13 protein-coding genes and 1 pseudogene are annotated in these 15017 nt (G+C 61.6%); 9 read left to right on the top strand and 5 right to left on the bottom strand.

From position 1 onward, the window contains the following. Positions 1-5 precede the first annotated feature (5 nt). Both NKH70_RS23070 and NKH70_RS23065 read right to left on the bottom strand, forming a co-directional pair. Positions 6-683, bottom strand: a complete 678-nt coding sequence (locus tag NKH70_RS23070; protein ID WP_352977219.1) for a DsbA family oxidoreductase — start codon at positions 681-683, stop codon at positions 6-8. Between the two features lie 23 nt (positions 684-706). Beyond that, positions 707-2521 (bottom strand): annotated as a pseudogene (locus NKH70_RS23065) (extracellular solute-binding protein). A 231-nt stretch (positions 2522-2752) separates the two neighbouring features. Here NKH70_RS23065 and NKH70_RS23060 point away from each other — a divergent pair. Beyond that, positions 2753-3382, top strand: a complete 630-nt coding sequence (locus NKH70_RS23060) for an invasion associated locus B family protein (RefSeq protein ID WP_352977221.1) — start codon at positions 2753-2755, stop codon at positions 3380-3382. A 122-nt stretch (positions 3383-3504) separates the two neighbouring features. On the opposite strand, the gene hspQ is transcribed toward NKH70_RS23060, so the two are convergent. Further along, entirely contained in the window at positions 3505-3828 is a 324-nt protein-coding gene (gene hspQ / locus NKH70_RS23055) for a heat shock protein HspQ (protein ID WP_023675043.1), read from the bottom strand. A 222-nt stretch (positions 3829-4050) separates the two neighbouring features. Continuing rightward, positions 4051-5259: a UbiH/UbiF family hydroxylase gene (locus NKH70_RS23050; RefSeq protein ID WP_352977222.1), complete on the bottom strand. Its 1209-nt coding sequence runs from the start codon at positions 5257-5259 to the stop codon at positions 4051-4053. Positions 5260-5362: 103 nt separating this feature from the next. Here NKH70_RS23050 and NKH70_RS23045 point away from each other — a divergent pair, with 103 nt between their 5' ends. From NKH70_RS23045 to NKH70_RS23010, 8 genes are all read left to right on the top strand, one after another. Next, positions 5363-6259 (top strand): DUF2182 domain-containing protein, encoded by an 897-nt coding sequence (locus NKH70_RS23045; protein ID WP_352977223.1) that lies wholly within the window; start codon positions 5363-5365, stop codon positions 6257-6259. A 13-nt stretch (positions 6260-6272) separates the two neighbouring features. Then, positions 6273-6887 carry a DUF1326 domain-containing protein gene (locus NKH70_RS23040; protein WP_352914710.1) on the top strand — a complete coding sequence of 205 codons (615 nt, stop codon included), beginning with the start codon at positions 6273-6275 and terminating at the stop codon, positions 6885-6887. Next, on the top strand, positions 6884-7699 hold the full coding sequence (gene pcsA, locus NKH70_RS23035; RefSeq protein WP_352719475.1) for a phosphatidylcholine synthase: 816 nt from the start codon (positions 6884-6886) through the stop codon (positions 7697-7699). The genes NKH70_RS23040 and pcsA overlap by 4 nt, the downstream gene beginning before the upstream one ends. Positions 7700-7717: 18 nt before the next feature. After that, positions 7718-8695, top strand: coding sequence for a quinone oxidoreductase family protein (locus NKH70_RS23030; RefSeq protein WP_352977224.1), 978 nt, complete (start codon positions 7718-7720; stop codon positions 8693-8695). Positions 8696-8847: 152 nt separating this feature from the next. Continuing rightward, a complete protein-coding gene (locus NKH70_RS23025; RefSeq protein ID WP_502908388.1) occupies positions 8848-10440 on the top strand; it encodes an ABC transporter ATP-binding protein in 1593 nt (530 codons plus the stop codon). Then, positions 10437-11549 carry an ABC transporter permease gene (locus NKH70_RS23020; protein WP_352977226.1) on the top strand — a complete coding sequence of 371 codons (1113 nt, stop codon included), beginning with the start codon at positions 10437-10439 and terminating at the stop codon, positions 11547-11549. The genes NKH70_RS23025 and NKH70_RS23020 overlap by 4 nt, the downstream gene beginning before the upstream one ends. Next, entirely contained in the window at positions 11549-12469 is a 921-nt protein-coding gene (locus NKH70_RS23015; protein ID WP_352977227.1) for an ABC transporter permease, read from the top strand. Before NKH70_RS23020 ends, NKH70_RS23015 begins: the two co-directional genes overlap by 1 nt. A 47-nt stretch (positions 12470-12516) precedes the next feature. After that, positions 12517-13584: a BMP family ABC transporter substrate-binding protein gene (locus tag NKH70_RS23010; protein ID WP_352719481.1), complete on the top strand. Its 1068-nt coding sequence runs from the start codon at positions 12517-12519 to the stop codon at positions 13582-13584. Between the two features lie 66 nt (positions 13585-13650). Here the strand turns inward: NKH70_RS23010 and rimO are convergent, their stop codons facing one another. Then, positions 13651-14964 carry a 30S ribosomal protein S12 methylthiotransferase RimO gene (gene rimO / locus NKH70_RS23005; RefSeq protein ID WP_352719482.1) on the bottom strand — a complete coding sequence of 438 codons (1314 nt, stop codon included), beginning with the start codon at positions 14962-14964 and terminating at the stop codon, positions 13651-13653. Positions 14965-15017 lie beyond the last annotated feature (53 nt).

Raw genomic sequence — 15017 nt, 5'->3', positions numbered from 1 at the left:
CCGGCTCAGTTGGCCGTTTCCAGTTCGCCGCGTGCCTTGGCCGCGGCGACCTGGCGGAGTGCATCGGCAAGCGTATCGGCGTCCTGGGCGCCCATCACCGCATATTTGCCTTCAAGCAGAAAGCACGGCACGCCCGATATGCCCATGCGCGAAGCGGTGGCGATTTCGGTGCGCACCGCCTCGACATCCGCGTCGGTCGGCAGAAGCGTTTCGACCACGGAGGCATCCATGCCGGCCTCGCGGGCCGCTTCGATCAGCACGGCATGATCGCCGAGATTGGCGCCTTCCTCGAAATTCAGCTGGAACAGCCGGCGCACCAGCCGGTTCTGAACCGCCTCGCCGGCCGTCCCGGCCCAGCGAATGAGACGGTGCGCATCCAGCGTATTGGGCGCGACCTTGATGGCGTCGAAGGCGAAGGAAATCCCTTCAGCCTCGCCCAACGGCTCGATCCGGCCATGGATTTCGCGGATGCGTTGCTCGCTGCCGAATTTCGCCACCATGTAGTCGCGGCGGTTCTTGCCTTCGGGCGGAATCGTCGGGTCGAGCTGGAAGGGCCGCCAGCGTATGTGAACGTCGATGTCGACGGCGGCAATCGCCTTGTCGAGCCGTTTCTGGCCGATAAAGCACCAGGGGCACACCACGTCGGAGACCACATCGACGGTAATCGAGTTCTCGTCGTTCATCTTGATCTCCTGTTCTGAAGAGGTCACTTCGGTTTGCGCCACCAGGTCGGCAACTGATAACCGTATATGGGCGTCTTTTGCGGATGTTCCAGATAGTTCCAATAGGCAAGCCATTGCCGGTTGTTGTGCTGCGTCGGCACCATGTAATTGCCTGAGATCAGCAGCCGGTCGAGAACCCGGACAGCAGCGACATAGTCCTCCTTCGAGCGAGCTCTCAACATCGCCTCGATCGCCGCGTCCACTGCGGGGTCGGCGACACCCGCTAGGTTGAACGAGCCTTCCTTTTTTGCTGTCGACGACCCCCACCGCGCGCGTTGCTCGATACCGGGAGACAGCGAGCTGGCGCTAGAACCGATCAGCACGTCGAAATCGAGGCGCTGCTTGCGCGACTGGATCTGGTCGCCTTCGAGACTGCGGATGCTGACGCCAATTCCGAGCTTCGCCAGCGCGCGCTGGTAAATGGCGGCAAGACGCTCCTCGTCCTGTGAGGCGGTCAATATTTCGAAACCGAACGGCTTACTCTCGGGATCGAGCATCACACCGTCCTGCACGGTATAGCCTGCACTTTTCAATATCGCGAATGCCGCCTTCCGCACCGTGCGGTCCTGGCCGGAGCCGTCGGTGACGGGCGGCCTGTAGGTGCCGTCCATGACATCGGCAGGCACGCGGCCGGGGTAGGGCGCCAGCAGGGCTTTTTCCTGTTCGCTGGCCGGGTGGCCGAGCGCGGACAGCTCGGAATTCTGCCAAAAGCTCACGGTGCGCGTGTACTTGCCGGCGAACAGGTTCTTGTTGGCCCATTCGAAATCGTAGAGCATGCCGAGCGCACGCCGCACGACCGGATTGGAAAATTTCGGCAGCCGCGTGTTAAACAGGAAGCCGTTGACCACTGGCGGGATGCCGGTATCGAAGGTTTCGGCCATGACCTCGCCCCTGTGGAAAGCCGGAAAGTCGAGATCGCGCTCGCGTTTGACCGGGTCGCTGTCGTCGTCGATGGCGCAGATGCCTTTCTTGAACGCTTCCTGCTTGGCATTGGCGTTGAGGAAATATTCGATCGTGATCTGGTCGTAATTGTCGAAGCCGCGCTTGGATGGCACGTCCTTGCCCCAATAATCCGGATTGCGCTTGAACACGATGCGCTGGCCGGGCACCACTTGCGCCACCGTGTAAGGGCCGCTGCCGATCAAAGGCTTCAGCGTCGTCTTGTCGAAGGTCTCCTTGTTAAATGCGTGCTTCGGCAGGATCGGCGTCAGCGCGATGATAAATGGAGTCTCGCGGTTGGCATCGTCGTTGAAGGTGAACCGCACGCTGCGGTCGCCGGTCTTTTCGAGTTTGGCGATCATGCCCATACGGTCGCTGTAAGGCGGCCGGCCCTTCTCGGTGAAGACGTCATAGGTGAACAACACGTCTTCCGGCGTCACCGGCTCGCCATCCGACCATTTGGCCCTGGGATCGAGGTGGAATTCGATGCTCTTGCGCTCGGGATCCATGTCGGCGGTATCGGCGAGCAGGCCGTAGAGACTGAAGGCCTCGTCGTAATTGCGCTGCATCAACGGCTCGAAAACAAGATTGCCAAAGGCTTGATCCATCATGCCGCGCGCGGTGGTGCGCAGGCTTCTCAGGATGAACGGATTGAGATTGTCGAAGCTGCCGACGACGCATTAGGTAATGCTGCCGCCTTTCGGCGCGTCGGGATTGACGTAGTTGAAATGAGCATAGTCGGCCGGCAGCGCCGGCTCGCCCTGCATGGCAAGCGCGTGCTTCGGTTCCGACAGGGCCGGCTGCAGGGAAAGGCCGACAAACAAGATTGCGGCGATCAGCCAAACGACAACGCGGCCCATGACCGTCTCCTTCCCGATTCGATGCGCAGCATACATGAGCCGGTCGTGCACCGGCCAACCCCTTGACCCAATCCCTCGGCTAAGATTCACGAGGGCCGGGCTGGATTCGGCATCGCTTGCAGTGTAACACGCCGTCCGAAGTCATTCTGTTGCCTCATTTCGGCAACAGGTAGCTGGACCACACGGCATGAAAAAAGCCGGTCCCGGGATCATTTGAGAGGAATGCACGACATGACGAGCCTGAACAGCAACGCGTACCGCCTGTCGGTCATGGCCGCTGGCGTGGTCGGCATTCTCGGCGCCGGGATTCCCTCTGCTTCCGCGCAGCAGCAACAGCAGATTCCGCAAGGCTGGTTCAAGGCCTGCACCAAGCAGGAAGACGTCGACATCTGCAATGTCCAGAACATCACCACCGCCGGCAACGGCCAGCTCATCACCGGCGTCAGCCTGATCGAATTGAAGGGCAAGGTGAACCGCAAGGTGTTCCAGGTGACGGTTCCGACCGGCCGTCTGGTTCCTCCCGGCATCGGCCTCCAGATCGACGGCGGCAAGGCGCAGAAGCTCGACTATGTTATCTGTTTCCCGGATCGCTGCGTGGCGGAAGTGCCGCTGACCGATCAGCTCGTCGCATCCTTCAAGAAGGGTTCGGCGCTGACGCTCACCTCAGTCAATTTCCAGAACCAGCCAAACCCGATCAAGATTGCGCTCACCGGCTTCAGCGGCGCCTTCGACGGCCCGCCGCTGCAGCAGTCGGACATCGAGGACCGGCAGAAAAAGCTCCAGGAGTTCGTCGCCAAGAACAATCAGGATTTTGCCAAGAAGCTCAAGGAAGAGCAGGAAAAGGCGAAGGCCGCCAACTGATCGACGGGTTTTCGAACCAACAAAAAGCGGGGTTCATGCCCCGCTTTTTTCGTTTGGACCGGCCGTTTGTCGGGTCCAGCCATGTCTCTAGCCTGTCCCAGCCCAGCCAGATCCCGACTAAGTCAATGTCTCAATTGGTGCTTCGGCTCGTAGCGCCCGTCCGGCTTCTTGTCGAACATTTCACCAATCTGCGGATGCCGGACCGGTTCGCCCGACCGGTCCTCGAGTAAATTCTGCTCGGACACATAGGCGATGTATTCCGTTTCGGAATTCTCGGCGAGCAGATGATAGAAAGGCTGGTCCTTGCGCGGCCGCACGTCAGCGGGGATCGCCTCGTACCATTCGTCGGTATTGGCGAATTGCGGATCGACGTCGAAAATGACGCCGCGGAACGGAAACAGCCGGTGGCGAACCACCTGTCCGATCGAGAATTTGGCTGTCTTCATCGCACTCACCACTTGAACTTCTTGAACGCCACGCATCCTGAAACACGCAAGAAAACGCTCCAAGACTTTAGACTCTTACGCACCAATCCGGCAAAGATTCGCCCAGACCTTACGGTCGACATCGTCATTATTTGGCGCAGACGCCGCGTCAATTCAATCCCGATCCCCTTGATGCCGGGTTGAGCATCGCAAGATGCGGATCAAGGGCGGTGCCCAAGATCGCTATCGCGCAGCCGCTTTTCGCAATCCGCCAAAAAACGCCGCAAAACCGCTGCCGGGTCGAAGACCCTCGCGCATGAAAAACGCCCGCAACGGCGCAAACCCCTCAAGCGCGCCCAGGCCAGCGCTGCGCACCAGCTGAGCCGGCAGCATGTCGGAAAGCAACGACATGTTCAGCAGGTTGACCGCGCTGCTGCGCGCCAGAATGTCCGGCCGCCGCTTGAAATCATAGGCTGCAAGCGCCTGGACGGCGCCCGGGTCCGAGCGGTTTCTGCTTGCGGTACCGATCAGGTCGTCGATGTCCCGGATGCCGAGATTAAGGCCTTGCGCGCCGATTGGGGGAAACACGTGGGCGGCTTCGCCGACAAGGGCTACGCGGCGCTGCGCAAACCGCCACGGGCTCACCGCTGAAAGGGGGTAGACCTGCCGGCCGGGCTCAACCGACACGCGGCCCAGCATCGATTGCATCCGCTGTTCGACCCGCGTCGAAAGCTCGGCGTCGTCGAGTGCCGCAAGGTCCCTGGCGATATCGGGCTCGAGCACCCAGACAAGACTGGACCGGTTGCCGGGCAGGGGAACCTGTGTGAACGGACCGGTCTCGGTGTGGAATTCGGTCGAGGTGAAAGCATGGTCGCTGCGGTGACCGAAATTGAGCACCAGCGCCGCCTGCGGATAGGGTCGGACCGAGGTCCGGATGCCGGCTGCCTCGCGGGCCGGCGACTGACGGCCATCGGCGGCAACCGCCAACGACGCCTCAACCTCGCTGCCGTCGGCGAGAACGGCATGGGCATGGTCGGCATCGAGGCGCCATGCCTCCACCATCGACTTTCGCCATTCGATGCCCGAATGCGCGACAGCCTCGGCTAGCGTGCGGTTGAGAACGCTGTTGGGCAAGTTCAGCCCGAATTGCTCTTCGTTGATCTCGCTGGCGCGAAAGGTCACTGTCGGGCTGCGGATCAGCCGGTTGGTGGCGTCAACGATGCGCATCACCTTGAGCGGCGCTGCGTGCTGCCTGATTCCGTCAAAGATCCCGAGCCGTTCGAACATCTTCAGGGCAGGGTTCATCAAGGCTGTCGTCCGGCCGTCGGGGCCGGCTGCCTCGGGTCCGACGAGCGTCACGGGAAAGCCCGCCTCGGCAAAGCCAAGCGCCGCGATCAGCCCCGCAGGGCCGCTGCCGGCGACCAGTATCCGTGCTGTTTCCCGATGGTCCAAATTCGGCTTCCGAATTGCGAGGTGAGGCCTGTCCGACCTGCTGGTCCATATAGGTCAGGTGATGCGGCTTGATCAACGCGGCGATTCGGCCCATTCGGTTGCCATGACCGGCCAAAAAGACGATTTCAGCCACCTCGACGGTACCGGCCGCGCGATGGCGAGCGTTGCGCGCAGCCCTCGACTGACCGTGAGCGTTGTTGCCGGCATGGGCATCGCCCTTGCCTGGCTCCTTCTCGGCGCAATGGCAGTTCGAGGGGCGGTAAGCCGGCTCCCGGGCGCCGATGTACCCGGCGACGCCGTGCTGGAATATCTGCCGCAACTGCCGTTGCCGGATTTCCTCGCGCGTTTCTTCGCCCTCTGCCTTGCGCCGGCGCCGCTTCGCGCAAGCCTAGGCGCGCAAGGCGGGGCACTCACCGCGATGTGGCTGTTGATGGCTATCGCGACCATGCTGCCCTCCGCGGCGCCGATGATCCGCACCTATTGCGAGATCGCAGATACCGCCCGGATCAAGAGGGAGCCGGTCGTCCATCCGCTGATCCTGGTCGCTGGATATTTGAGCGTCTGGCTTGGCGCCTCGGCAATGTTGGCGGCCCTGACACTCGCAGTCGATGCATTCGCGTCATCCGGGCAGATGCTCGATCCGCTGGTTGGAATTGCCGGAGCAGCCGCGCTGTCGATCGCTGGTCTCTATCAGTTCAGCTGGCTGAAGGAAGCCTGTCTGGAGAAGTGCAGAAATCCGTTCTCGGTCCTGTTCGCCAACTGGAGCGCCAGGCCCATTCGCATTTTCCAGCTCGGCATGGAGCAGGGCCTGTGGTGCCTTGGATGCTGCTGGGCGCTGATGCTGGTAATGTTTGCCGTCGGTGTGATGAACGTGTTCTGGATGGCGCTGATCGGCCTGTTCAGCCTGGTCGAAAAACAGACGGCAGGCAATCTGCCGACGCGGTTGGGCGGTGCGATACTGCTTGTCTGGGCGGCCGCGCTACTAGTAGTCTCGGCATGAGGGGGAGAATTCGATGACAGATCAAAACTGGGCAATGAAGGGAGAGCTCGTCCTCTCCTGCAATTGCACGGTTTTTTGCCCTTGCGTTCTGTCGCTCGGCAGTCATCCGCCGACCGAGGGCTATTGCCAGACCTGGGCGGGGTTCCGCATCGATGCCGGCCATTTCGGCGAGGTCGACCTGTCCGGTCTCAATCTTGGGCTGATCATGGAAATCCCCGGTTATATGAGTCGCGGCAACTGGACGGCCGGTCTGTTCATCGACAAGCGCGCTTCGGTCTACGCTGTGAAAGCACTGACCAAGATCTTCACCGGCAAGGCTGGCGGAACCACATCGCTGCTCTCCATCCTGGTCGGAAAGTTCCTCGGCGCCGAGCAGGTGCCGATCACCTACGAGACGCGTGAGAAAACGCGCATCTTCCAGATACCGAAGATCATCGATGGCGCGGTGACGCCAATCACCGGCAAGGATCGCGACAAGGATACGGTCATCAGCAATTCGGAATACTGGATTGCGCCGGAAATCATCGTCGCCAAATCCGACAAGAGCAAAATGCGGGCCTTTGGCCGCAACTGGAACTTTGCCGGCCGTTCGGCCGAAATCTGCAAGCTGGACTGGCGGGGCCCGTGAGCAAGAAGACGACGGCCAGGAAAATCGCCGACCGGATTCCGCGGCCGAAGAAGAAAGTCACATGGCCGCAGGCGCGGGCGTTCTCGGTCCATCTCTTGACCGCGTCGGGCTCATTCCTGGCGTTTCTGTCGCTAGTGGCAGCAAGCGAGCAGCGCTGGACGGCGATGTTCTGGTGGCTGGGGCTGGCGCTTTTCGTCGACGGCATCGACGGGCCGATCGCCAGGAAGCTCGACGTCAAGGAAATCCTGCCGACATGGTCGGGCGAACTGCTCGACAACATCATCGACTACGTGACCTACGTGTTGATTCCGGCCTTCGCGCTCTATCAGCGCGGCTTCATGGGCGAGCGCCTGTCGTTCCTGTCGGCGGCGATAATCGTGGTGTCGAGCGCAATCTACTATGCCGATACCGGCATGAAGACGAAGGAGAATTTCTTCAAAGGCTTTCCGGTCGTCTGGAACATGGTGGTGTTCACGCTGTTCGTCATCGAACCAGGACAATGGGTTTCCTTCGCCATGGTCGTGGTGGCCGGCATTCTCACCTTCGTGCCGATCAATTTCATCCATCCGGTGCGGGTGAAGCGGCTGCGGCCAATCAATCTCGGCATGACGCTGCTTTGGTGCGCTTTCGGCGCGCTGGCGCTGGCCCAGGCCGCACTTGCCTCCTTCTACGACCAGATCGGCGTGCTGGGCGAGCAGGTCAGCGATTTCATCAAGATCGGGATTACGGTCACCGGGCTTTACCTCGCTTGCATCGGCGCTATCATGCAGTTCTTTCCAAATCTCGGCGCCAAGCCGGACAAGAAAGCCTGATCCGAAGAGAGCCTGAAAATGTCCAAAGCGATCCGCATCCATGCCCATGGCGGCCCGGAGGTCCTGACCTATGAGGATGCCGATCCCGGGCAGCCGGGCTCGGGACAGATCCTGGTCAAGCACACCGCGATCGGTCTCAATTTCATCGACGTCTATTATCGCTCGGGCCTTTATCCGCCGCAGGGCGGATTTCCGCTGATCCCCGGCGGCGAGGCGGCCGGCGTGGTTTTGGAGGTCGGCAAAGATGTCGATTGGCTCAAGCCCGGCGATCGCGTCGCCTATGCAGTGACCACCGGTGCCTATGCCGGGCAGCGCGTGATCGCCGCCGACCGCGTGGTGAAGGTGCCCGACGGCATCAGCGACGAACAGGCCGCGGCGATGATGCTGAAAGGCATGACCGCCGAGTATCTGTTGCGCCGTACCTTCAAAGTGAAGGCCGGCGATACGATCCTGTTCCACGCGGCGGCAGGCGGTGTTGGCCTGATCCTCGGCCAATGGGCCAAGCATCTCGGCGCGACGGTGATCGGCACCGCGAGTTCAACCGACAAGATCGAGCTCGCCAAGGCGCATGGCTTCGATCACGTGATCAACTATCGCGAACAGGATTTCGTCGCCGGCGTTGCCGCTATCACCGGTGGCAAGAAATGCGACGTTGTCTACGATTCGGTCGGCAACGACACATTTCCAGCCTCGCTCGATTGCCTGCGGCCGCTCGGCACTTTCGTCAGCTTCGGTCAATCGTCTGGGCCGATCCCGCCCTTCAGCATCTCTTTGCTGGCGCAGAAGGGCTCGCTGTTCGCAACGCGGCCGACGCTGTTCGTCTACAATGCCATGCGCGACGACCTCGAGGCTTCCGCCGCCGCATTGTTCGATGTGGTGCTCAGCGGCGCCGTCAAGATCAAGATCAACCAGCGTTACGCGCTCAGCGATGCGGGCAAGGCACATTCCGATCTTGAAGGGCGCAGGACCACCGGGACAACGATACTTATCCCTTGAGCGCCCGCAGTTTCGGCCCGCCGACGCCGCCGTTCTTGCGAACTGCTCTTTACCGCTTGAGTTTCCGCTGAAATTCTTGAAGCTCTTTCAAGTCGTGAGGCGCTTACCGTAGAGAGCAGGCCGCGCATACGATGTTTGCGGGAACACAGAACATGTCTGGCAAACCAGATGGAGGCACCGTGAGTGCAGATCAGGACGGCGCAAACCTGCTGGAGGTTCGCGGCCTCACAAAGATATTCGGCACGCTGACGGCGTGCGACCATGTCGATCTCAACATCGCCAAGGGCGAGATCCATGCGTTGCTTGGCGAGAACGGCGCCGGCAAGTCGACGCTGGTGAAAATGCTGTTTGGATCGCTGGAACCTAATTCCGGCGAGATTTTCTGGAATGGCCAGGCGGTCAGGATCACCAGCCCCGGCGCTGCAAAAAAGCTCGGCATCGGCATGGTTTTCCAGCATTTTTCGCTGTTCGAAGCGCTGACGGCGGCGGAGAATATCGCGCTGTCGCTGGATGACGGCTCGCCGATCAGCACGATCGCGGCCAAGGCGAGGGCGCTCTCCTACAGTTACGGCCTGCCTCTCGATCCGCTATCGCTGGTCGGTGATCTGTCGGTCGGCGAGCGCCAGCGTATCGAAATCATCCGCTGCCTGCTGCAGACGCCACAACTCATCATCCTCGACGAGCCGACTTCGGTGCTGACGCCGCAGGAGGCCGATAAGCTGTTCGAGACGCTCGAACGGCTGCGTTCGGAAGGAAAGTCTATCCTCTACATTTCGCACCGGCTGGAAGAGGTCAAACGCATCTGCGACCGCGCCACCGTGCTGCGTCACGGCAAGGTGGTCGGCCATTGCAATCCGCGCCAGGAAACCGCGTCTTCGTTGGCGCGGATGATGGTCGGCAACGAGGTGCAGGCCGTGGTGCGGGCGCCGGCCGAGGGTATCGAGACCGCGCCGGCGCTGCTTCAAATCCGCGAACTCACCCGCAAGCCGGCGACCCCGTTCTCGATCCCGCTCAGGAACATCAATCTCGAGGTCCGCGCCGGCGAGGTGATCGGCATTGCCGGTGTCGCCGGCAACGGCCAGGGCGAATTCTTCGAGTCCGTTTCCGGCGAGGTGCTGCAGCAGGATGCCGGCTCGGTCCGCATCCGTGGCAAGGATGCCGGGGGCCTCACCATCACCGGCAGGCGCCTGATGGGCGCTGCCTTCGTCCCGGAAGAGCGGCTCGGCCATGGCGCAGCACCACGCATGAAGCTTTCGGAGAACCTGCTTCTGTCGCGCCACGCCACCGATGGCAAGATCTTTGTCGGCGCCGGTGGAATGGTCAAGGGCGATGCGATCTATACCGCTGCCCAGCGCATCATAAAGGCGATGGACGTGCGCAAGAGCGCGCCGGATCCGGAGGCTGCGGCTCTTTCGGGCGGCAATCTGCAGAAATTCATCGTCGGCCGCGAACTCGACCGCCGGCCAAGCGTCATGGTGGTCAATCAGCCGACCTGGGGCGTCGACGCGGGTGCGGCGGCCCACATCCGCCAGGCACTGATCGAACTGGCACGCAGCGGCTCGGCGGTGCTGGTGATCAGCCAGGACCTCGACGAACTGTTCGAGATTTCCGATGCGATCACGGTCATGCACAATGGCGAATTGTCGAAGCCGCTGCCGATAGCTGAAGCGACATTCGAGAAGATCGGGCTGCTGATGGGCGGCGCCGAACCCGGGCATGCCGAACATACGCTGGAGACGGCTTGATGCGCCTCGAACTTGTAAAACGCCCGCAGCGCTCGATGCTGTTTTCGGCACTCTCGCCTTTCATCGCTTTCGTTTTGACGATCATTGCCGGTGCCATCATGTTCGCGCTGCTCGGCGTCAACCCGTTGACCGCGTTCCGCATCTACTTCATCGAACCGATCAGCCAGGTCTGGCAGCTGCATGAGCTGGCTATCAAGGCCACCCCTCTGATCCTGATCGCGGTCGGACTGTCGGTCTGCTACAAGGCCAACATCTGGAACATCGGCGCCGAAGGCCAGTTCATCCTGGGCGGGATTGTCGGCTCGATCTCCCCCGTGCTGTTTCCGCAGTTCGAAGGCCCATTGGTGCTGCCGCTGATGCTTCTTTTCGGCATGGTCGGTGGGGCCGCCTATGCTGCAATCCCGGCACTGCTGAAGACGCGCTTCAACACCAACGAGATCCTGACCAGCCTGATGCTGGTCTATGTCGCCCAGCTCTTCCTCGATTGGCTGGTACGCGGGCCGTGGCGCGATCCGCAGGGCCACGGTTTCCCGCAAACCATCCAGTTCAACGACTCGGCCATACTGCCGGAACTCCTTCCGGAATCCGGCCGGGCAAACTGGGGATTTGTCTTCGCGCTGGTCGCGGCGATACTGATCTGGATCCTGATGAGCCGTATGCTGAAAGGCTTCGAGGTCCGCGTGCTCGGCTCAAGCCCGAGGGCAGGGCGCTTCGCCGGGTTTGGCCTTAACCGCATGGTCTTCTTTGCCTTCCTGCTGTCGGGCGCACTGGCCGGACTTGCCGGGATTTCGGAGGTCTCGGGCGCCATCGGGCAGTTGCAGCCGGTGATCTCGCCCGGCTACGGATTTACCGCCATCATCGTCGCATTCCTCGGCCGGCTCAATCCGCTCGGCATCGTTGCCGCCGGCCTTGTGCTGGCGCTGACCTATCTCGGCGGCGAGGCGGTGCAAAGCGCGCTCGGCATCTCCGACAAGGTGGCGCGCGTGTTCCAGGGCATGCTGTTGTTCTTCGTGCTCGGCTGCGACACGCTCATTCACTATCGCATCCGCCTGATCGGCTTTGCTGCGCCGAAACTCGAGACAGTCCCGAAGCTGGAGGAAGCTCGCTGATGGACATCACCGTCAACATCCTTTTGACCATCGCGACGGCGGCGACGCCGCTGCTGATCGCGGCGATCGGCGAACTGGTGGTCGAACGTTCCGGTGTGCTCAATCTCGGCGTCGAAGGAATGATGATCATGGGTGCGGTTGGCGGCTTCGGCGCCGGCTATCTCACCGGCTCGCCGTGGATAGGGCTGTTGGCGGCAATTGCCATGGGGGCAGTGTTCTCGCTGCTGTTCGCCGTCATGACGCTGTCGCTGGCCACCAACCAGGTGGCAACCGGCCTGTCGCTGACACTGCTCGGCCTCGGTCTTTCCGGCATGATGGGGACGAATTTTGTCGGCCAGCCCGGCGAAAGGCTGCCAAACCTCGATATTCCCGGCCTGACCCCAATCCCGGTCATTGGCAGGCTGCTGTTCGGCCAGGATCCAATCTTCTACATCTCGATCGCGCTGACCGCCGCCGTGATGTGGTTCCTGTTCAAGACCCGCACCGGGCTCACGCTGCGCTCGATCGGCGACAGCCATGCATCCGCCCATGCGCTTGGCATCCACGTCATCCGCTACCGCTATCTCTCAGTGATTTTCGGCGGCGCTTGTGCCGGCCTTGCCGGCGGCCACCTGTCGCTGGTCTACACACCGCAATGGGTGGAGAACATGACCGCCGGCCGCGGCTGGATCGCGCTGGCTCTGGTCGTCTTCGCTTCCTGGCGGCCGTGGCGGGTGCTGGCCGGCGCCTATATTTTCGGCGCGGTCTGGATCGGCCAGCTTCATGCACAGGCATTCGGCATTCCGGTCCCCTCGCAACTGCTTTCTTCGCTGCCCTATCTGGCAACCATCGTGGTTCTCGTTCTAATCTCGCGCAACAAGCGTTTGACGATGATGAACACGCCGGCATCCTTGGGCCAGCCATTCGTTCCGGATCGTTGACAACAAAAAGACGGAAGCTCCAAGGCTTAACTCAGAGAGGTAACACAATGAAAAAACTGCTTATTGCCCTGATGGCGACGACGGCCGCATTGTCATTGGCGGCCTCAGCCCAGGCGGCGGACAAGCTGAAGGCCTGCTGGGTCTACACCGGCCCGATCGGCGATTTCGGCTACTCCTACCAGCACGACCAAGGCCGCCTCGAGGTGGAAAAGGCACTCGGCGACAAGGTCGAGACCGCCTATCTCGAAAACGTCTCCGAAGGCCCCGATGCCGATCGCGCCTTCGAGCGCCTGGCGCGCGAGGGATGCAAGATCATTTTCGGCACGTCCTTCGGCTTCATGGACCCGGAAGTGAAGATCGCCAAGAAATTTCCCAAGGTGATGTTCGAGCACGCCACCGGTTACAAGACGGCCGAAAATCTCGGCATCTACAATGCGCGTTTCTATGAAGGCCGCTACGTGCTTGGCCAGATCGCCGCCAAGCAATCGAAGTCGGGCGTCGCCGGCTACATCGTTTCCTTCCCGATCCCGGAAGTGGTGATGGGCATAAATTCCTTTATGCTCGGCGCACAGTCGATCAACCCGAACTTCAAGGCGAAGATCGTGTGGGTGAACTCCTGGTTCGATCCCGGCAAGGAGGCCGACGCTGCCAAAGCATTGTTCGACCAGGGCGCCGATATCATCGTCCAGCACACCGACTCGACCGCTGCCTTGCAGGTGGCTGAGGAGCGCAAGCTGCACGGCTTCGGCCAGTCCTCCGACATGATCAAGTTCGCGCCGCACGCGCAGCTGACCTCGCTGACCGACGAGTGGGGCCCGTACTACATTAGCCGGGTCCAGGCGGCGCTCGACGGCACCTGGAAGCCCGACAATGTCTGGCTCGGCATCAAGGACGGCGCCGTCAAGCTGGCGCCGTTCACCAACATGCCCGACGACGTGAAGGCGATGGCCGAGGCCACCACCAAGAAGATCGCCGACGGCTGGAACCCCTTCACCGGGCCGATCGCCAAGCAGGACGGCACACCGTGGCTGAAGGAAGGCGAGGTCGCGGACGACGGCACGCTGCTCGGCATGAATTTCTACGTGAAGGGCGTTGACGACAAGCTGCCGCAGTAAGCAGGCGAAAACAAATCGAACCAAAGGGCGCCTACGCGGCGCCCTTTTATTTTGGACTGAATGATATCAGACCGCCGAGCCGTAGAGGTCGTAAGCGTCGGCGCGGTCGATCTTGACCGTGACGATGTCGCCGGCGCGCAGTGGCCGCCGCGACTGGATATGGACCGAACCGTCGATTTCGGGCGCGTCGTATTTGGTCCGGCCCTTGGCCGAATTGCCATGCGCCTCGTCGATCAGGACCGGCAGGCGCTTGCCGATTTTCTTGGTGAGCTGCGTTGCCGAAATCTTCTGCTGGCGCTGCATGAAGCGATGCCAGCGGGCTTCCTTGATCTCCTGCGGCACTTGCTCGAGGCCGAGCCCGTTGGAGAGGGCGCCTCTGACCGGCTCGTATTTGAAACAGCCGGCGCGGTCGATCCTGGCCTCGTCCAGCCAGTCGAGCAGCATCTCGAAATCGTCATCCGTCTCGCCGGGGAAGCCGACGATGAAGGTGGAGCGGATGGCAAGGTCCGGGCAGACTTCGCGCCAGCCGCGAATGCGCTCGAGCGTCTTTTCGCCATGAGCGGGCCGGCGCATGTTCTTCAGCACCTGCGGCGAGGCGTGCTGGAACGGAATGTCGAGATAGGGAAGGATCTTGCCTTCGGCCATCAGTGGGATGACGTCTGCGACATGCGGGTAGGGATAGACATAGTGCATGCGCACCCAGACACCGAGCTTGCCCAGTTCTTCCGATAGATCGAGGAATTTCGCCCGCACTTCGCGATCGCCGAACATGCTGGCCTGGTATTTGATGTCGATGCCGTAGGCGCTGGTATCCTGCGAGATGACGAGGATCTCCTTGACCCCCGCCTTGGCCAGCTTCTCGGCTTCGCGCAACACGTCGGCGGCCGGCCGCGATACGAGGTCGCCACGCAGCGCCGGTATGATGCAGAAGGTGCAGCGGTTGTTGCAACCTTCCGAAATCTTGAGATACGCATAGTGGCGCGGCGTGAGCTTGACGCCCTGCGGCGGCAAAAGGTCGATGTAGGGATCGTGGCTCGGCGGTGCTGCCTCATGCACCGCCGCCATCACGCTCTCATAAGCTTGCGGGCCGGTGATGGCGAGGACGTTGGGATGTCTTTCACGGATGACGTCCGGCTCGGCGCCGAGGCAGCCGGTGACGATGACTTTTCCATTCTCCGAAAGTGCCGAGCCGATAGCGTTGAGCGATTCGTCGCGGGCCGAATCGAGGAAGCCACAGGTGTTGACGACGACCAGGTCGGCACCGTCGTGCTTGCGGGCGATCTCGTAGCCTTCGGCGCGCAGGCGCGTGATGATGCGCTCCGAATCCACAAGGGCTTTCGGGCATCCAAGACTGACGAAACTAACGCGAGGGGCGGACATCAAAGCTTTCCGGATTTTCAGGATTGGCGGCGCAGTATCACACTTGTCGGGGC

Source organism: Mesorhizobium sp. M0991 (genome assembly GCF_040318915.1).
Lineage (GTDB): Bacteria > Pseudomonadota > Alphaproteobacteria > Rhizobiales > Rhizobiaceae > Mesorhizobium.
The sequence above is the reverse complement of the archived record's forward strand: the minus strand, read 5'-3'. Positions and strand labels throughout refer to the sequence as shown.

Coding starts and splice junctions, on each gene's coding strand:
- NKH70_RS23070 (WP_352977219.1), bottom strand. CDS start 683: ATGAACGACGAGAACTCGATTACCGTCGATGTGGTCTCCGACGTGGTG.
- NKH70_RS23060 (WP_352977221.1), top strand. CDS start 2,753: ATGACGAGCCTGAACAGCAACGCGTACCGCCTGTCGGTCATGGCCGCT.
- hspQ (WP_023675043.1), bottom strand. CDS start 3,828: ATGAAGACAGCCAAATTCTCGATCGGACAGGTGGTTCGCCACCGGCTG.
- NKH70_RS23045 (WP_352977223.1), top strand. CDS start 5,363: ATGACCGGCCAAAAAGACGATTTCAGCCACCTCGACGGTACCGGCCGC.
- NKH70_RS23040 (WP_352914710.1), top strand. CDS start 6,273: ATGACAGATCAAAACTGGGCAATGAAGGGAGAGCTCGTCCTCTCCTGC.
- NKH70_RS23030 (WP_352977224.1), top strand. CDS start 7,718: ATGTCCAAAGCGATCCGCATCCATGCCCATGGCGGCCCGGAGGTCCTG.
- NKH70_RS23025 (WP_502908388.1), top strand. CDS start 8,848: ATGTCTGGCAAACCAGATGGAGGCACCGTGAGTGCAGATCAGGACGGC.
- NKH70_RS23015 (WP_352977227.1), top strand. CDS start 11,549: ATGGACATCACCGTCAACATCCTTTTGACCATCGCGACGGCGGCGACG.
- NKH70_RS23010 (WP_352719481.1), top strand. CDS start 12,517: ATGAAAAAACTGCTTATTGCCCTGATGGCGACGACGGCCGCATTGTCA.
- rimO (WP_352719482.1), bottom strand. CDS start 14,964: ATGTCCGCCCCTCGCGTTAGTTTCGTCAGTCTTGGATGCCCGAAAGCC.